At 38.8% G+C, this 17,571-nt stretch carries 17 protein-coding genes; 14 read left to right on the top strand and 3 right to left on the bottom strand.

Annotation, left to right across the window (positions count from 1 at the left end; genetic code table 11):
- The first annotated feature begins 65 nt into the window (after positions 1–65).
- The 6 genes from H9L23_RS25135 to H9L23_RS25115 all read left to right on the top strand — a co-directional run bounded on the left by H9L23_RS25135 (position 66) and on the right by H9L23_RS25115 (position 6,264).
- A complete protein-coding gene (locus H9L23_RS25135) occupies positions 66–1,931 on the top strand; it encodes a CocE/NonD family hydrolase (RefSeq protein ID WP_187592855.1) in 1,866 nt (621 codons plus the stop codon).
- Positions 1,932–2,057: 126 nt separating this feature from the next.
- Positions 2,058–2,534: a gluzincin family metallopeptidase gene (locus tag H9L23_RS26755; RefSeq protein ID WP_246474781.1), complete on the top strand. Its 477-nt coding sequence runs from the start codon at positions 2,058–2,060 to the stop codon at positions 2,532–2,534.
- Positions 2,535–2,602: 68 nt separating this feature from the next.
- Entirely contained in the window at positions 2,603–3,709 is a 1,107-nt protein-coding gene (locus tag H9L23_RS25130; protein ID WP_246474780.1) for a M1 family aminopeptidase, read from the top strand.
- 156 nt (positions 3,710–3,865) lie between these two features.
- The gene (locus H9L23_RS25125; protein WP_187592854.1) at positions 3,866–4,597 is read left to right on the top strand and encodes a head GIN domain-containing protein; all 732 of its coding nucleotides are present in this window, start codon (positions 3,866–3,868) and stop codon (positions 4,595–4,597) included.
- Positions 4,598–5,040: 443 nt separating this feature from the next.
- Positions 5,041–5,805, top strand: coding sequence for a hypothetical protein (locus H9L23_RS25120; RefSeq protein ID WP_187592853.1), 765 nt, complete (start codon positions 5,041–5,043; stop codon positions 5,803–5,805).
- 9 nt (positions 5,806–5,814) lie between these two features.
- Positions 5,815–6,264 carry a DinB family protein gene (locus H9L23_RS25115; RefSeq protein ID WP_187592852.1) on the top strand — a complete coding sequence of 150 codons (450 nt, stop codon included), beginning with the start codon at positions 5,815–5,817 and terminating at the stop codon, positions 6,262–6,264.
- Between the two features lie 186 nt (positions 6,265–6,450).
- On the opposite strand, the gene H9L23_RS25110 is transcribed toward H9L23_RS25115, so the two are convergent.
- Positions 6,451–7,341, bottom strand: coding sequence for a hypothetical protein (locus H9L23_RS25110; protein WP_246474779.1), 891 nt, complete (start codon positions 7,339–7,341; stop codon positions 6,451–6,453).
- An 85-nt stretch (positions 7,342–7,426) separates the two neighbouring features.
- Positions 7,427–8,137 (bottom strand): DUF2490 domain-containing protein, encoded by a 711-nt coding sequence (locus H9L23_RS25105; RefSeq protein ID WP_187592851.1) that lies wholly within the window; start codon positions 8,135–8,137, stop codon positions 7,427–7,429.
- 252 nt (positions 8,138–8,389) lie between these two features.
- Here H9L23_RS25105 and H9L23_RS25100 point away from each other — a divergent pair, with 252 nt between their 5' ends.
- The 6 genes from H9L23_RS25100 (at position 8,390) to H9L23_RS25075 (ending at position 14,623) form a co-directional block, all read left to right on the top strand.
- Positions 8,390–9,598 carry a hypothetical protein gene (locus H9L23_RS25100; protein ID WP_187592850.1) on the top strand — a complete coding sequence of 403 codons (1,209 nt, stop codon included), beginning with the start codon at positions 8,390–8,392 and terminating at the stop codon, positions 9,596–9,598.
- Positions 9,599–9,749: 151 nt separating this feature from the next.
- Complete coding sequence (gene fabV / locus H9L23_RS25095) at positions 9,750–10,943, top strand: enoyl-ACP reductase FabV (protein ID WP_187592849.1); 1,194 nt, start codon at positions 9,750–9,752, stop codon at positions 10,941–10,943.
- Positions 10,944–11,060: 117 nt separating this feature from the next.
- Positions 11,061–11,591 (top strand): GNAT family N-acetyltransferase, encoded by a 531-nt coding sequence (locus tag H9L23_RS25090; RefSeq protein ID WP_187592848.1) that lies wholly within the window; start codon positions 11,061–11,063, stop codon positions 11,589–11,591.
- A gap of 1,037 nt (positions 11,592–12,628) precedes the next feature.
- Positions 12,629–13,081 carry a cold-shock protein gene (locus H9L23_RS25085; protein ID WP_025142069.1) on the top strand — a complete coding sequence of 151 codons (453 nt, stop codon included), beginning with the start codon at positions 12,629–12,631 and terminating at the stop codon, positions 13,079–13,081.
- Between the two features lie 443 nt (positions 13,082–13,524).
- Positions 13,525–14,211, top strand: a complete 687-nt coding sequence (locus H9L23_RS25080; RefSeq protein WP_187592847.1) for an SIMPL domain-containing protein — start codon at positions 13,525–13,527, stop codon at positions 14,209–14,211.
- Between the two features lie 97 nt (positions 14,212–14,308).
- A complete protein-coding gene (locus H9L23_RS25075) occupies positions 14,309–14,623 on the top strand; it encodes a seryl-tRNA synthetase (protein WP_025142071.1) in 315 nt (104 codons plus the stop codon).
- Between the two features lie 171 nt (positions 14,624–14,794).
- On the opposite strand, the gene serS is transcribed toward H9L23_RS25075, so the two are convergent.
- Positions 14,795–16,066 (bottom strand): serine--tRNA ligase, encoded by a 1,272-nt coding sequence (serS, locus tag H9L23_RS25070; protein WP_187592846.1) that lies wholly within the window; start codon positions 16,064–16,066, stop codon positions 14,795–14,797.
- Positions 16,067–16,164: 98 nt separating this feature from the next.
- Here serS and rsmI point away from each other — a divergent pair, with 98 nt between their 5' ends.
- Together rsmI and H9L23_RS25060 are read left to right on the top strand one after the other, a co-directional pair.
- Complete coding sequence (gene rsmI / locus H9L23_RS25065; RefSeq protein ID WP_187592845.1) at positions 16,165–16,878, top strand: 16S rRNA (cytidine(1402)-2'-O)-methyltransferase; 714 nt, start codon at positions 16,165–16,167, stop codon at positions 16,876–16,878.
- 37 nt (positions 16,879–16,915) lie between these two features.
- Positions 16,916–17,569 carry a PH domain-containing protein gene (locus H9L23_RS25060; RefSeq protein ID WP_187592844.1) on the top strand — a complete coding sequence of 218 codons (654 nt, stop codon included), beginning with the start codon at positions 16,916–16,918 and terminating at the stop codon, positions 17,567–17,569.
- The last annotated feature ends 2 nt before the right edge of the window (positions 17,570–17,571 follow it).

Below are 17,571 nucleotides of genomic sequence, written 5' to 3'. Positions count from 1 at the left end.
TCCCAACTTGATTGGGAATGACGCCTAACATTAAAAACAAATTCTTAGCTTATTATTCTTAAAAAATGAAATACTTTAAACTCATCATCATCCTGCTTTCCGCCTCTTCGGCTTTTGCGCAAAGCGATGCAGGATATCCAAAAACAAATTACACCAAAAAAGAAGTGTACATCCCCATGCGTGATGGCACCAAACTTTTTACGGCAATTTATACCCCAAAAGATGCCTCAAAGGATAAAAAATATCCGATAATTATGCAACGTACCTGTTATAGTGTAGCCCCTTATGGCGAAGATAAATTTCCGGCACGTTTAGGCCCATCCGAACTGATGATGAAAGAAGGTTATATCGTGGTGATGCAGGATGTACGCGGCCGCTGGAAAAGCGAAGGTACCTGGACCAATATGACACCCGTAATCGACAATAAAAAATCGAAGAAGGATGTTGATGAAGGTTCTGACACGTATGACACCATCGATTGGCTGGTTAAAAATGTAACCAATAATAATGGTAAAGTGGGTCAGTGGGGTATTTCTTATCCCGGATTTTACACCGCAGCCGGAATTTTAAGCAATCACCCTGCACTAAAAGCATCGTCGCCACAGGCCCCGATTTCGGATTTCTTTTTTGATGATTTCCACCACAATGGATCATTTCTACAAAGCTACTTTTTTACCTTCCCGGTATTTGGTGTGCAGAAAACCGACACCACTTCAAAAGCCTGGTACAATAATCAAATGATTTTGCCAAAAACAAAAGATGGCTATCAGTTTGCTTTAGACCTTGGCCCTTTAACCAATGCCGATAAATATTATAAAAATAATTTCTTCTGGCAGGAAACCGTTAACCATCCAAACTATGATGAGTTTTGGCAAAAACGAGGACTATTAAAACACTACAACACCGTTAAACCAGCAGTAATGTTGGTGGGGGGCTGGTACGATGCGGAAGATTTATCAGGACCATTAAACATTTACAAAACCATCGAAAAGAAAAACCCTAATGCTTATAACACCATCGTTATGGGGCCATTCGGACATGGCAGATGGAGCCGCGAAACTGGCCACACCATGCATAGCAATGTTTATTTCGGCGATAGCATTGCCACTTTTTACCAAAAAGAAATCGAAGCTAAATTCTTTAACCATTTCTTAAAGGGGAATGGAGATAAAAACTCTGGCCTGCCAGAAGCTTACATGTTCGATACTGGTAAAAAACAATGGGAAACCTTTACAAAATGGCCAACAGAAAAAGCCAGCAAACAAAAATTATATCTGGGTGCCGATGGTAAACTGAGCATGACTGCCCCATCAGCTGCAGGCTCAGTAAATTACATCAGCGATCCTTTAAAGCCGGTTCCCTATACAGAAGATTTAACCACTACCTTAGGTTTTACCCCGCACAATTACATGAGCGAAGATCAGCGTTTTGCTGGCAGAAGACCTGATGTATTGGTGTACCAAACCGATGTATTGGACAACGACATTACTTTGGGTGGCGAAATCATGTCGCACCTTAAAATTGCCACTACCGGTACCGATGCCGATTTTATTGTAAAACTGATCGATGTATATCCAGCCGATGAGCCGAACAATCCTTATATGCCAAACAAGAACATTACCCTGAGCAATTACTGGCAAATGGTGCGTTCTGAAGTAATGCCGGCCCGTTTCCGTAACAGCTTTGAAAAACCAGAAGCTTTGGTAGCCAATCAAAAAACCGATGTAAACTTTCAACTGCAGGACGTATTGCATACCTTTAAAAAAGGACACAGGATTATGATCCAGGTACAGAGTACAGCATTCCCGTTATTTGCGCGCAACCCACAAAAATTTGTTGAAAATCCTTATAAAGCAACAGAAGCAGACTACATTAAAGCCACACAAACGGTATTTAACGATAGCTTTATCGAAGTTGATGTGATAAAATAAATTTAATCGCCTACGCTCGTTTCAAACGAGCGCGTAATAGCCAATCGTTTTTAACGATCCAAAAAAAAACCCAAAGCCTCGGTTCGTGTCTCCACGAACCGAAAGCCTTAGTCAACCAATAAACAAATGAAAAAACTATTTATCCTTTTCGCGCTTGCTTTCAGTATTCCTGCTGCACAGGCGCAGATGCTGGGCAAAAACCAGGTAAACTACAGGGCCGATAGCCTCCGTGGAACACTTAGCCCTTTGCGTACCTGCTACGACATTAACTATTACCATTTAGACGTAAAAATCGATATCGATCAGAAATCCATCGCCGGAAGCAACGAATTTGCTTTTACAGCTACACAGGATTTTAATAAACTACAGTTCGATCTTTTCGATAACCTCAAAGTAGAAAAAGTAGTGTACAAGGGCATTGATTTACCTTTCACAAGGGAATATAATGCTGTTTTTGTAACTTTCCCTAAAGCAGTTAAAAAAGGAAGTAAAGATAAATTCACAGTTTTTTACTCAGGTAACCCGACCGTGGCTAAAACTCCCCCTGGGATGGTGGCTTTATTTTCAAAAAAGATGCTGCTGGCAATCCGTTTGTTTCTGTAGCCTGTCAGGGGCTTGGCGCTAGTGTATGGTGGCCGAATAAAGATCACCAGAGCGATGAGGTAGACAGCATGTTGATCAGCATCAGCATACCAAATACTTTGCAGGAAATATCAAACGGAAGATTAAGAAACACTGTTGATCAGGCCGGTGGTTACAAACAATATAACTGGTTTGTGAGCAACCCCATCAATAACTACGATGTAACTTTTTACATCGGTAAATATGCCCATTGGCAGGATAGTTATGACGGCGAAAACGGCAAACTCAGCATCGATTACTGGGCTTTACAAACCGATAGTGCCAAAGCCCGCCCGCATTGGGATGCCGATGTTAAACCCATGCTAAAATGTTTCGAGTATTGGTTCGGTCCTTACCCCTGGTATAAAGATGGCTACAAACTGGTTGAAGCGCCGCATTTAGGAATGGAGCATCAAAGTGCCGTTGCTTATGGTAACCAGTTTAAACAAGGTTATTTAGGCAGGGATTTAAGCGGCACCGGCCATGGTTTAAAATGGGATTTCATTACCATCCACGAAAGTGGACACGAATGGTTTGGCAATAACATCACTTCAAAAGATATTGGCGATATGTGGGTGCATGAAGGTTTTACCAATTACTCTGAAGTATTATTTACCGAATGCACCGAGAACAAAGCAGCTGCTGATGAGTATGTAATCGGATTACAGAAAATCATCCGCAATGATATCCCTGTAATTGGTCCTTATGGTGTAAACAAAGAAGGTTCAGGCGATATGTACCCTAAAGGCGCAAATCTGATCAGCATCATCCGTCAGCTCATTAATAACGACGAGAAATTCAGGCAGATCCTTCGCGGATTGAATAAAACTTTTTATCACCAAACGGTAACCACCGCACAGATCGAAAATTACATTGCCAAACAGAGTGGCTTAAAATTAGATAAGATTTTTGATCAGTATTTACGTTATACCAAAATACCGGTTCTGGAATATAAAATCGATAAAGGCAGCTTATCTTACCGTTGGGTAACCGATGTTAAAGGTTTCGATATGCCAGTACGCGTAACCCTAAAAACCGGCGCCTATACTTTAATAAAGCCAACAAACGATTGGAAAACTATTAAAGTTGATGCCACTGTAAATGCTGATAATTTTAAACATGATCCGCTTTTTTATATTAACCTAAAGAAAGGGTAATCTCTGTCCAGACTTACGAAGTTCCCTAGGGCCCATAGCTCGGCTAACTTCGTAAGTCGGCCAGCAACGATAATTTTCAACTTGTGCAACTTTTCCGAAAAACAACCGTCTTATAAGAAAAGCTCATTATTCATCTAAAAAATAAAATCTATCACCATGAAAAAAGTATTTGCAATATTATTAGCATCATTAACACTTACCGCTGGCATTAAGGCAATTGCAAAAGACGGCACTACTATCCACGCTGCAAGCAAAAAGAACGACGAACGTAATGTAAAAAATTTCAACGGTGTTGCTTCAGCAGGGCCTATTAATGTAATTGTAACCTTGGGTAATACCGAGAGTTGCCGTTTAGAAGGCGATGCAGAGGCAATAGCTTCAATCGTTACTGAAGTAAAAGGCAATGTTTTGGTCATCCGTCCGCAAAACAGCATCACCAGCTGGTCTAGAAAATACGAAGGCAAAAAAATTACAGCTTACGTAACGGCAAAAGAATTAGCCAGCTTAACCGTAAGTGGATCTGGTAACTTAACAGTTAACGGAAAAATCAGTACAGGTAGCCTAACTACAACCATAAGCGGTTCTGGTAATATTAAATTAACAGCCGATGTAGACGATTATAATGGTGTAATTAGTGGTTCAGGTGCCATAAACATCACTGGCGGTGCCGATCGTGCCAAAGTGGTCATCAGCAGTTCAGGTACATTTTCTGGTAAATCTTTTTCAACAAAAACATTAACCAGTACCATTAGTGGATCAGGAACCGTAAATATTGCCGTTAGCGAAAGTATCAGGGCTGTAATCAGCGGATCAGGTAACGTAAATTATTCTGGCAACCCAACTGTTGATAAAACCGTGATCGGTTCGGGTGGCGTAAGAAAAATGTAAAATCAGATTCATCATCATAAAAAGAACGCCCCGGAGAAATTCGGGGCGTTCTTTTTTTTAATATCCCTTTAGCTTATAAGCGTGATTTGAAAAGTAGGTTCAGTGCAATTATTAATGTCCGTTCCGCTATCATTTCAAGTCCTCATCCCGATGAAGAATCGGGCTTCCGGGCTTTCCATTCCTATCGGGTTTAGTAACAATGGTTTCTGAACCCTGCAAACCCTAAAAATGAATGACTGCTTTGCCCACCTAGCCCCGGTTGAAGCGGTACCCTGCAGCGACCGAGGAACTAGGAAGCGAAGCGTACAAGCGTAAAACGGGAAGAAACATTATGTGATGCACAAACCCTGCGCTCCAAAAAAAATGTTTTCTTTAGCACACAAAAAACATATCGATCTGTTTTTGCTTTGAAACAATTATCTTCGTTTACCTATACCTTCTCCATGAAAAAAATAATACTAGCTGTTTTATTGATCAGCATGATCAACTTCGCCTATGCGCAGGAACAAACGCTCGATAAAAAATACCGCCCCGTGGTTACCGGTTTTATCAATGCTGTTAAAAGTGGAAACATAGAAAAGCTGAGTAGCAAAATCAGGTACCCTTTAAACCGGACCTACCCTATTCCACCTATTAAAAATAAACAGGAATTTGTAAAGCGGTACAAAGAAGTTTTTGATGATAATTTAACCAAAAAGATTGTTAGCTCTAAGGTAGAAGCCGATTGGAATGATGTTGGCTGGCGCGGCATTATGTTATTAAACGGCGAATTATGGCTTGATACGGATGGTAAATTAATCGCCGTTAACCATCAATCGAGGTTGGAGGCCAAAGAACAGGCCAGATTGATAAATGTTGATAAAAGCAGCCTTCACCCCTCAATCAGCAATTTTGCACAACCGGTTCTTATTTTCGAAACAGCCCAGTACCGGATCAGGATTGATGACCTTGGTAGTAACAACTACCGCTATGCCTCATGGCCGATAAAAAGTAAAATGAGCGATAAGCCCAAATTAATTTTAACAAATGGCAAATTTACACCTGATGGTAGTGGCGGAAACCATAATTACCAGTTTAAAAGCGGCGATTTTTTATATACCTGTTTCATTACCGTAATGGGCGAAAAAGGTACGCCAACAGCTCAATTGGTGATCAGCAAAGCTGGAAAAGAAATATTATCACAACCTGCGAAAAAAATCGCTCCTTAGTTGCAACAGATGCTTACCGAAACACTGAAAAAACTTTTTAACCGGGATCTCAACAGGCTGAGATCCGAAATCGATGCTTACCAAAACGAGACAAATCTTTGGCGGATAGATCGCGATATTGCAAATTCAGCCGGGAACCTTTGCCTCCACCTCATCGGGAACTTGAATACCTACATTGGTGCAACTTTGGGCGGCACAAACTATATACGTAACCGCGAACTCGAATTTTCCTTAAAAGATATCTCGAAACAAGAGCTGATCAAAATGATTGAAGAAACCATAACCGTTGTTAGCGATAGTTTAAATCGGGTAAGCGATGAACAGCTGGATGGCGAGTATCCAATACTGGTATTTGAAGAAAAAACTTCTACTGAATTTTTCCTCGTTCACCTCACCACACATTTAACCTACCATTTGGGGCAGATTAATTACCACAGAAGGCTGTTGGATAGGGAATAGAAGGACTAGCGTGAGGCGTTTAGCGTGAAGCAATCTTTCATATTAGTGATCCTTGCTATAAAGATTGCTTCCACAAAAATCGGGGCGGCTGTTGGCTGAAAAAGCATTCTCTGTGTCTCCCATGTTTCTGTGGCAATCAATTATCCCCAAAACAAAAAAGGAGGCTTAAGCCTCCTTCAATACCTTTTAAAACTGAACCCCGATTAACCACATATTTTCAATGTAGTTAATTTTTTGGCTGGCTTTGTCGTATTCATCCCAGCCAGTGGTATGTACGTTGGTTAAATTGGTTGTACCAAATTTAGTGGTATTTTGCAGGTACACGTTTTTCCAAACATAAAACTTAAGTCCGATTTTAGCCGAAACGCCATAACCAGAAATGTTCCAGTGGTTATTTCTGCCTAGGCCAAATAAACGTACATCAGAACGTGGAACCATAATTCCGCCGCCTAAACCAGTTTCTAAAGTTAACGAAGTATTTCCACTTGGTGCTACCCAGATATCATCATAACGCTCCACCTCAATATTCGCATAGTTAAAGCCATCTGTATGCTCGTAAGTAAGCATGTTTTCTTTAACATTTATACTTTGACCGTTATAATCACCTGCCAATGCTCCGGTAGCCTTATTCTCAGGGGTAATATTAGGCCCGATATGTCCGGTAATGGCAACAGTTTGTGGAATATCCATCACATATTTCATGTGGTCCCAACCGATAGAGATACTGTAATTATCTTTGATAAAATATCCTACACGGATATTATACTGTGGCACGGTGATCAATCCCGGGTTTAAATAATCCCAGCTTAATTTTGATTGCCTATCATGCGCAACCACGTCTTTTAGTGTAAAATCATAATTCGGCCCCTGAAACCTGATATCGCTTTTACCATACCAGGAGCTATTATAACCCCAGTGAAAAAAGAAATCGCCCTTACGCGAAAAATTTCTTTTTTGCTCAGGGTTAAATAAGCTTTTCGAAGTTGGTGTATGGTCTGTTGTTGAGCTTTGAACCTCTTGTGCCTGCATCCGCTTGCCAAACAAGAGTGCTAAAAATAGAATGGTAATTTTTTTCACGCGGCAAATTGAGCAAAAAGACCAGTCATTTACAACATCTTTAACATTTGCCAGGCTTTATGATACAAAAAATGACTTTAAATCATTAAAACCTCGTATAAACTGCCAATTGGATAATGTTATTAATCGTATTGTTGCTTATTCCATGAGAAGCCTGGTTCATATAGCCAGCTTCAAGATCAAACTTTTTCGAAAAGCGGTATCCCACAGCAAGATAGGCTCTGTTTTGGTCAAACACACTATTGTTAAGTTCGCTTTTGTTCTGAAGATTTAAAAAAATCTCATTCTGCAAGGCCACAAACGCGCCTTTGGTAAAAGCAGGCTGTGTTTTTTGTAGCGGCTGGATCAACCTGAAAAAATAGCGGAACCTTTGCGAAAAAAGGTTTTCATTATTTAACCTTTCGATAAAACGCTGTTCCAGCCTAAACCTGTGACTGGCAAATACCGAACTAATTTTATGGTTGTAGATATATTGCTCAAAAATGCGGTGCTCATTTAAAGAAATATTATTCGAACCGATTAACCTTTGCTGCGTGGTTTGCCATAAATAACCCAAAGCAACATTACTTTTATCATTAATAAAATATTGCAGCGCAGGCCTTACCAAAGTATTGCGCACATAACCCCAATCATCGGCAGAACGGACCTGAAGATCGAACTGTAATCCCCATTTATCGTTAAATTTAGTATTGTTTAAAAACATAAACCAACCCGAATTCTGGTATTGGGTTTGTGCATATAGCTTTCCTGATGCCATGATGAGAAGCATCGCGGCAGATAATAATATTTTTTTCATAAAAAGATAAACCGGTTTTATCTGTGTGGCGCTAAATTAATAGAAAATGGACAAAGCAGATAATTTAACTTTAAATTAATCCTTAAAAAAAGAAGTTGTAGGCTATCTTTAAGTTTTAATTCAATTGAAAATCGTATGCGTTTTCTTTTAGGAATTTTTTTACTCATGATTTTGACCGGAGCAAAAGCTCAGAACTTTACGGGTACCTGGGATTTTAAGTATCGTCCTTATCCCACAGCTTTACCAATTAATATGCAATTAAATATTGGCAAAGCAACTGAAAAGATGCTTTATCCGGCCAACTTAAAAATTACAAACGGTGATTTTATATTTAGTTATGAGCTCTTGCTTGTTCAAAAAAACAGTACCCAACTGGGCATTGGTCGAAATAAGTATCCGATAACAGAAACCCCTTTCAAAATTAAACAGTGGATGCCCTACCTAAATGGCGTACTTACGCTGAGTAAATCCAAAACCGGACAAGCACAATTGAGTTTGCAACGGATGTGGATCGATAACTTTGGGCTTTTTATGCGGGGTTTAGATGAGGGTGATGAAATTTACGAAAGCTCAAAGGTAAATATGAGAGATCTTTTATACCGCGAAAAGATTACCTTAATAAAAACAAATTCAACACCCTGGACAGATCCTCATATCCCCAGGATAGTGGCTCCTACCGGGAAGAATAATATTTATTATGGCATTTACGATCCAATTACCACAAAAGACAGCGTTGTTACCCTGGCTATACAGGATGAAGAGCTTATCGATGCAGACACCATAACACTGATTCAAAATGGCAGGATAATTTTAAACAAACATGCCATTGATGAGAAAAAATTTAGCCATGAGTTACATTTGGATACAGGAATGAATACGTTTGCACTTTTCGCAGATAATTATGGTCGAAAGCCGCCAAATACTGGAAATTTGATTGTTAAAACAAGCGAAAATATGTATAGTTTTGATTTTTCAGACCGCTCAAACGCTTTTGCAACTTTTCTGGTGGCTAAGTTTTACAGCGCATATTCAAAACCTCCCTCATCAGGTAATAACCCCTTAAGCAGTAAACCTGTAGAAATACAAAAGAAAAAAATTGCTCCGGAAAAAACCATAGACAGAAATACCGATGTTATTGCAAATATGCAGGTTGAAAACAAGCAGATAGAACTTGAAATTTGGGACGGCCAGGTAGAAGATGGAGATAGTGTATCTTTAAAACTTAACGACGAATGGATTCATCAAAAAATCGCTGTTAAAAAAACATCCAAGCGGTTTTATTTAACCTTGCAGCCAGGCAAAAACACTTTATTGTTTCGGGCAGATAATTTAGGAAGTGTTCCACCAAATACAGCTGTGCTTTGCATTTACTATGGCGATAAAACACGGATAGTTTACCTGGATACCGATATGAAAAGAGATAATATTCTAAATATAGAATTTAGATCTAAAACGAATTAAACAAACGTAAAAGCTTATTATTTAAAATTCATTTAGTCATAAACAATTAAAAATTTATCTTCGTTAAAGATTTGACCATTTTAAGAATCAGAAATTTTTAAAAACAGTTTTAATTTTTAAACATTACAAAACGTAAAATCAAAAGAATAAGATGATTATCGAACCTAGAATGAGGGGCTTTATCTGTTTAACCGCACACCCTGATGGTTGCGCACAAAACGTAAAGAATCAAATTGAATATGTAAAATCAAAAGGAGCTATAAACGGTCCTAAAAAAGTATTGGTAATTGGTGCTTCAACCGGTTTCGGTTTAGCTTCGCGTATTGCTGCTGCTTATGGATCTGGTGCTTCTACCATTGGCGTATTTTTCGAAAAAGCTCCTTCTGAAGGCAAAACGGCTTCACCAGGCTGGTACAATAGTGCAGCTTTTGAAAAAGAAGCACACGCTGCCGGTTTATATGCAAAAAGCATTAACGGTGATGCCTTCTCAAAAGAAATCAAAGAAAAAACCATCGAACTGATCAAAGCTGATCTTGGTCAGGTTGATTTAGTGATCTATAGCCTGGCATCTCCGGTAAGGAAACATCCTGATACCGAAGTATTGCATCGCTCTACTTTAAAACCTATCGGTGGTACCTATACCAACAAAACTGTCGATTTCCATACCGGTAACGTATCTGAAATTTCTATCGAACCAGCAACCGAAGAGGATATTGCCAATACTGTTGCGGTAATGGGTGGCGAAGACTGGTCGATGTGGATTGATGCCCTTAAAGCTGAAAATTTACTCGCCGAAGGTGCAACTACGGTAGCTTATTCTTATATCGGCCCAGCGTTAACCGAACCGGTTTACCGCAAAGGAACCATTGGAAGAGCAAAAGATGATTTAGAAGCAACTGCGTTCACAATAAGCGATAAATTGAAAGATATTGATGGGAAAGCCTATGTATCGGTGAATAAAGCATTGGTTACTCAGGCGAGCTCGGCTATTCCGGTAATTCCATTATACATCTCATTATTGTATAAAGTAATGAAAGCAGAAGGTATTCATGAAGGCACCATTGAGCAGATCCAACGTTTATATGCAGATCGTTTATATACAGGCAACCCTGTTCCTGTTGACGAAAAAGGAAGAATAAGGATCGACGATTGGGAAATGCGTGAAGATATCCAGGCTAAAGTTGCAGAACTCTGGAAAGAAGCCACAACCGAAACTTTACCTGCAATAGGCGATTTGCCAGGTTACAGATCTGATTTCTTAAGCTTGTTCGGTTTCGAAATTGATAAAGTAGATTATCAAAAAGATGCACAGGAAGTAGTAGAAATTGAAGGTTTGGTAAATTAATAACATCATTACCACGAGATGTCGTCATTTCGACTGTAGCGCAGCGGAATGGAGAAATCTATAAGTTAATTACAAACGGCTGGCCTTAAAGCCGGCCGTTTTTATACCCCAAATAAAATGAATTTCGATTTACAGCCTACATTAGAAAACGATTTAATTAAAGTAGTTCCTTTAAAAGAATCTGATTTCGAAGTGCTTTTTGCAGTAGCTTCCGATCCGTTAATCTGGGAACAGCACCCCAACAAAGACCGTTATCAAAGAGAAGTTTTCGAAAATTTCTTTAAGGGCGCAATGGAATCGAAGGGAGCTTTTATTGTTTATGAAAAAGAAACCAACAACATTGTAGGCAGTTCCAGGTATTATGAGCTAGACGAGGGAGACAGTTCGGTTGCGGTTGGCTATACCTTTATTGCACGCGAGTTTTGGGGCAAAGGACATAACAGGGCTTTAAAAACATTAATGCTTGATTATGCCTTTCAATTTGTAGATAAAGTGATCTTGCACATCGGCGCAACGAATTTCCGTTCGCAAAAAGCATCAGAAAAACTGGGCGCCATTAAAATTTCCGAAATTGAAATAGCTTATTATGGCGAACCGGTAAAATGGAATTTTGTTTACCAGATCGGTAAAGCGACTTGGGTAGCCTAAAGTTTAACCACAGATCTTATCACTTTTAAAGGCACATATTATTCGTTTTGTCATCCTGAGCGTAGTCGAAGGATCTATCCCTAATGTTCCTTTACAAAGAACAAACCGGGAAACGAATGCAGCTTAAAGTTTTAACCACAGATTTGCACAGATAAATACAGATGTTTATTCTCTTATCTGTGTTCATCCTTTTTATCTGTGGTAAAATAATAGAAAAACAATTGCCGCGGAGACACAGAAACACGGAGTATTGTATCGCTTATGTCCTATTTGTTTAGGTCATCCCGAGGGATAATTTATTTTATAATAATCAATAAAAAGACAGATATTTTTGGCAAATGGTAGGCTGCGCGAGATCGTCATTCCCAACTCGATTGGGAACCACGGAGTGCTCATGAATGCCTCTGAAAAAAGAAAAACTTATGAATAATCGTAATGCAAGCGCTGTAAGATTCCCGCCTGCGCCTATCGTATGGACACATCTTTTTTAAGCATTTTCAGGCGTTTTGCTAACCAACTTTAATAAAGCAAGGATTTTAACCAAGGACGCTGTCAATCCCAAGAGCCGGGAAAATCAAAAAAACAGGTGCACAACAGTAAAAATAGCACTAACAAGCCTGAAACGCAGTGGTTTTGTGTTAATAAACGATTATTTAATTCTAAAAAATATTGAACACAAAATGAAGTGCCGCTGTTTTTTTGATGCGCGTGAGATTGCGCAAAAGGCTCATTGCTGGATTGACAAAGCGCTTTGGGTACTTTGGCGCTCCAAAATACCATGCCCCGCGGCATAGAGCGATAAAAGAATGTTATAATTAATTGTGTCCACACGATAGGCCTGCGCGGGAATGACGACCGTGCTAGTGGATTCTATCAATGGTAGCATAGTCGAAAAATACATCTGTGTTTGCCGTGGCAAACATTATACATAATGACAAGAGCATAACCGAATAAAATCGTGTTTATGCTTTAGTATTGTTATCTTTGTATAATTCTCCATTCCACTCACCCTTCAAAACAAAACAATTAAATAAAATATGGCTAAATCTCAGGCAACATACAGTAAAAAAGAGAACGAAAAAAAACGATTAAAAAAGAAAAACGACAAACAAGAGAAAAAAGAAGAGCGCCAGGCAAATGCTAAAAAAGGCTTATCTCTTGAAGACATGATGGCTTACGTTGATGAAAACGGAAACATCTCCTCTACTCCACCAGATCCGAAGAAAAAGAAAGTGATTAACACTGAAGATATTCAGATCGGTATTTCAAGACAAGAAGACATCATCGACGAAAATCCTGTTAAAAAAGGAACAGTTACTTTCTTTAACGACAGCAAAGGTTACGGTTTTATTAAAAACACCGAAACCCAGGATAGTATTTTCGTTCACGCAAACGGTCTAATCACCCAGATTAAAGAAGGTGATAAAGTTACGTTCGAAGTAGAAATGGGTCAAAAAGGTCCAACTGCTGTTAAAGTATCAAAGGTTTAAACAACCACAATTCAATTCTTTTTGCAATTCCTAATTGCAAAGCATGATTAAAATTCTGCAGAAAATTCTGCTGCGCTAGGTTTTATAACCATATATAATTCCGTCTATTAAGCATAAAACCTTGCGCATAATTTTATTCATCATACTTATTTTCTGAAAATTCTATTAAGAAAATAAATAATCTCCATCCATTTCTATCGTATGCAGTAGCCCGAAAAATTTAAAATGGGTAACTTATATTTCCTTGGCCTATTTTTCTACTTTTCTTCACGATGGCGATGCTTAATTTATCTTACTGAAAGTAAATCATATAGGATTATTATGTAACGAAATTGTAGCTTTTATTAAGCGGCTATCGTTTATAAAAATAAAAAAGATGTAATCCCGGTGTGGAATTTGCACTGCGTTTACATCATTACAGTACACACAAAGAAAAATACATTATGAAAAAGTTAATAGCATTTGCACTGGTTGCATTTTTAGGATTATCAACAGCGATGGCCCAACAAGTAGATTTACGCAGAAAAATTAATGTAAGCGGAACCGCCGAAACTGAAGTTACCCCCGATATTATCTACATCGGCATTTCACTTAAAGAGTATTTAAACGGAAAGAAAAAAACAGACATTACCGAGCTGGAAAAACAACTATTTGCTGCAGTACAAAAAGCCGGCATTGCTAAGGAAAACTTAACCATCAGCAATTTAAGCAGCTGGAATTATGAAACAGAGAAAAAGAAAAACCCTGATTTTTTAGCAAGTAAACAATACCGCTTAAAAGTGAGCGACCTGAACAAATTCAATGCAATATTAGAAGCAATTGATGCTAAAGGAATTGCCAATACCAATATCGAAAGCTACGATTATTCTAAAATTGAGAGCTTGAAAAAAGATCTTAAAATTAAAGCTTTATTGGCTGCAAAAGAGAAAGCAGCTTACATGGTTGAGGCCTTAGGCGATAAATTGGGTAGTGTAATTGAAATACAGGATGGTGGAGACAATGTAATACAACCGGTTTACAGAAATTTCGCAATGAAAGCTGAAATGGCCGATGCCGCCGGCGCCCCAGAGATTGATTTCAAAAAGATTAAGCTGAATTTTACAGTTAATGCCATTTTCGAGATCAAATAAAAATTTTTAACACTTAATTATGGCTTTTTAAAACCTACCAGAACATTTTGGTAGGTTTTTTGTTACGTAGAGGTCGAACACTAAAAAATTAGATATTATGAAAAAATTCATCTACACGTTAGCCTTAATCTTCTCTTTAGGCATTAGTTTTAATTCAGCTCAGGCAGCTGATAAACCTGCGAAAAACCCTACAGAATTAACTGCAGAACAGGCAGTGAAACTGGAAAAAATTAAAACCCGTGTTGAAGAAATCAGAGACATGGACAAATCAAACTTAACAAGAGCTGAACGTAAAGCTTTACGCAGCGAGTTAAGAGAGTTAAAAGGTCAGGCCCGTGCCGTTTCTGGAGGTGTTTACCTTTCAGTTGGTGCAATTATCATCATCATTTTATTATTGATTTTGATTTTATAATCAGAAAAAACTCATCTATCTATAAAAACAAAAAGCTTTGCATTACTGCAAAGCTTTTTTTATGCCTCACCCTTTTCAATGGGTAGAGAATATGTAGTATCTGTGCTTTCCCTCTCCTGCAGGAGAGGGATGCAAAGGCAGAAAAGCAGCAGTTTCTTTAACAGGGTAAGGTTAATCAATCATATCAAACCCGGTATACTTCACCAATGCTTCCGGAATTTTAATTCCATTCTCAGTTTGGTAATTTTCTAAAATTGAAGCCACAATACGAGGTAAAGCCAATGCACTTCCGTTTAATGAATGCGCCAGTTGTGCCTTGCCTTCTTTTCCTTTAAAACGTAATTTTAAACGGTTACTCTGGTAAGTTTCGAAGTTTGATACAGAAGAAACTTCTAACCAGCGTTCTTGGGCAGCGCTCCAAACTTCCATATCGTAAGTCATGGCAGAAGTGAAGCCCATATCACCACCACATAAGCGCAATACACGATAATGCAATCCGAGTTCCTGTAAAAGAGATTGAACATATTGACTCATTTCCTCCAAAGTCTCATAAGATTTATCTGGATGGGTGATCTGAACCACCTCAACCTTATCAAACTGATGCAAACGGTTTAAACCACGTACGTGCGCGCCATAAGAACCCGCCTCTCTTCGGAAACAAGGCGTATAAGCTGTGTTTTTAATCGGTAATTCTTCTTCTTTAACAATAACGTCGCGGTATAAATTTGTTACCGGAACTTCGGCCGTTGGGATTAAATACAAATCATCAACCGTCGAGTGGTACATCTGTCCTTCTTTATCTGGTAACTGTCCGGTACCAAAACCTGATGCTGCATTAACCAAATGAGGCACCTGCATTTCTTTATAACCCGCAGCAGTAGCATGATCTAAAAAGAAATTGATCAATGCACGTTGTAACCTTGCTCCTTTTCCTTTATACACAGGAAAACCAGCACCGGTAATTTTTACGCCCAGTTCGAAATCGATAATATCATATTTCGCGGCCAGTTCCCAATGTGGCAAAGCCTTGGCTGGTAGTTGCGCAGGCTCACCATGAGTTAAAACAACCTCATTATCTTCTGCTGTAGAACCCTGTTTTACCAAATGGTATGGCAGGTTTGGCAACTGAACAATCAAGTTGTGCTGAGCAGTTTCCAGCTCGTTCAGTTTATCGCTCAGGTTTTTGATATTTTCTTTATGAGAAGCCGTTTGCGCTTTAATCGCTTCTGCCTCTTCTTTTTTACCTGTACGCATTAAATCGCCAACTTGTTTGGCAGCTGCATTCGCCTCAGCAGAAATACTATCCAACGAGGTTTGAGTGGAACGGCGGTCTTCATCAATTTTAATGATTTCGTCTACCAGTTCTGGCTGTTTAAAATTTCGTATACTTAAACGTTCTAAAACTTTCTCTCTATTTTCGCGGATATAGTTAACTTGCAGCATTATTTAATTTTTTAAGCAAAGATAGCAAGAGTTTGGAGTTTGGGGTAAGGAGTTTGGAAAAAACTGCAAACCGTTAACTGTAAACTGCAAACTGAAATATGGATGGCAAACTATTTCTCGTACCAACGCCCATAGGCAATTTGGAGGATATGACCTTTAGGGCAATCCGTATATTAAAAGAATGCGATTTAATCCTCGCCGAAGATACCCGTACCAGTGCCCCCATGCTAAAACATTTTGGCATTGATAAAAGGGTTTTCTCACACCATCAGCACAACGAACATAAGGCAACTTCAGAAATTATTAAATTTTTACATGAAGGACAGAAAATTGCTTTAATTTCTGATGCTGGTACACCAGCTATTTCTGATCCAGGTTTCTTTTTAGTGCGTGAGGCCATTAAAAATGATATTGCTGTAGAATGTTTACCCGGAGCCACGGCTTTTGTACCTGCTTTGGTAAATTCGGGCCTGCCTGCAGATGCATTTTGCTTTGAAGGCTTTTTGCCCGTTAAAAAGGGCCGTCAAACCAAGTTTAAAAAGTTAGCTGAAGAAGATCGCACCATTATACTTTACGAAAGTCCGCACCGTTTATTAAAAACCTTAGAGGAATTTGCACAGTATTTGGGGGCAGACAGGCAGGCATCGGTAAGCAGAGAACTCACCAAGATGTTCGAAGAAACCGTAAGAGGCACTTTGGTAGAAATAAAATCACATTTTGAAAACAATACATTAAAAGGAGAATTTGTAATTTGCATAGCGGGGAAACCCAACATTAAAAGCAAAAACAAATACGAGGATGATGAAGAATAGCATCTGAACATAAAAACACATCAATTTTAAAAATATTATGATTAGTATAGATAGATTTTTAAGTGACGAACAAGACCCTAAAGCGGTTGAAAAAGTTATTGGAAAATTAAACGACCTATTAACTACCGGCGAAGAACTTTTATATTTAGCGGTACAGAAAAAACCCGCAGTAAATTTAATGCCGGACAGCATCGCGATCTCTAATAAACGCATTTTTTATTGCGAGCCGGGTAATTTAGGTCTAACCATGAATTTTAAAGATATTTCATGGAAAAACATTAAGGAAGTTTCGTTCAAAGAAGATTTTTTTACCTCTAAATTTATCTGTGTACCACAGAGCGGTGAAAATATTGTTACAGAATACATTCCAAAAGCACAGGCCCGTAAATTGCACCAGGCGGCAAACCAGCAATTAGAAGAATATAAAGAGATTCTCCGTCAGCAAAAATTGGAAGAAAACCGCGCAACGGCCTCTCCCATCAATTTAAATGCGCAGCCTTTAGCCGAAATTCCGGCTTATGAGCCCGCTCCTGAGCCTGAACAACCTGTTATTCAGCTTGCAGAAGTAGTAGAAGAGCCTGAAGATGAAACAACCTTAAAATTACGCAAGCTTAAAACTTTGTACGATAAACACCTGATTACGCAAGAGGAGTATGAAGCTAAAAAAGCCAATATTTTAGATAGTTTATAGTT

It is taken from the genome of Pedobacter roseus (assembly GCF_014395225.1).
Lineage (GTDB): Bacteria > Bacteroidota > Bacteroidia > Sphingobacteriales > Sphingobacteriaceae > Pedobacter > Pedobacter roseus.
Note: the sequence above shows the minus strand (reverse complement) of the source record. Positions and strands in the feature narration are given on the sequence as shown.

What these genes read in the sequence shown, in the direction of transcription:
- H9L23_RS25090 (WP_187592848.1), top strand. Translation starts at nt 11,061, where the DNA reads ATGAATTTCGATTTACAGCCTACATTAGAAAACGATTTAATTAAAGTA.
- H9L23_RS25080 (WP_187592847.1), top strand. Translation starts at nt 13,525, where the DNA reads ATGAAAAAGTTAATAGCATTTGCACTGGTTGCATTTTTAGGATTATCA.
- H9L23_RS25115 (WP_187592852.1), top strand. Translation starts at nt 5,815, where the DNA reads ATGCTTACCGAAACACTGAAAAAACTTTTTAACCGGGATCTCAACAGG.
- rsmI (WP_187592845.1), top strand. Translation starts at nt 16,165, where the DNA reads ATGGATGGCAAACTATTTCTCGTACCAACGCCCATAGGCAATTTGGAG.
- H9L23_RS25135 (WP_187592855.1), top strand. Translation starts at nt 66, where the DNA reads ATGAAATACTTTAAACTCATCATCATCCTGCTTTCCGCCTCTTCGGCT.
- H9L23_RS25105 (WP_187592851.1), bottom strand. Translation starts at nt 8,137, where the DNA reads ATGAAAAAAATATTATTATCTGCCGCGATGCTTCTCATCATGGCATCA.
- fabV (WP_187592849.1), top strand. Translation starts at nt 9,750, where the DNA reads ATGATTATCGAACCTAGAATGAGGGGCTTTATCTGTTTAACCGCACAC.
- serS (WP_187592846.1), bottom strand. Translation starts at nt 16,066, where the DNA reads ATGCTGCAAGTTAACTATATCCGCGAAAATAGAGAGAAAGTTTTAGAA.
- H9L23_RS25075 (WP_025142071.1), top strand. Translation starts at nt 14,309, where the DNA reads ATGAAAAAATTCATCTACACGTTAGCCTTAATCTTCTCTTTAGGCATT.
- H9L23_RS25100 (WP_187592850.1), top strand. Translation starts at nt 8,390, where the DNA reads ATGCAATTAAATATTGGCAAAGCAACTGAAAAGATGCTTTATCCGGCC.
- H9L23_RS25085 (WP_025142069.1), top strand. Translation starts at nt 12,629, where the DNA reads ATGGCTAAATCTCAGGCAACATACAGTAAAAAAGAGAACGAAAAAAAA.
- H9L23_RS26755 (WP_246474781.1), top strand. Translation starts at nt 2,058, where the DNA reads ATGAAAAAACTATTTATCCTTTTCGCGCTTGCTTTCAGTATTCCTGCT.
- H9L23_RS25120 (WP_187592853.1), top strand. Translation starts at nt 5,041, where the DNA reads ATGAAAAAAATAATACTAGCTGTTTTATTGATCAGCATGATCAACTTC.
- H9L23_RS25060 (WP_187592844.1), top strand. Translation starts at nt 16,916, where the DNA reads ATGATTAGTATAGATAGATTTTTAAGTGACGAACAAGACCCTAAAGCG.
- H9L23_RS25125 (WP_187592854.1), top strand. Translation starts at nt 3,866, where the DNA reads ATGAAAAAAGTATTTGCAATATTATTAGCATCATTAACACTTACCGCT.
- H9L23_RS25130 (WP_246474780.1), top strand. Translation starts at nt 2,603, where the DNA reads ATGTTGATCAGCATCAGCATACCAAATACTTTGCAGGAAATATCAAAC.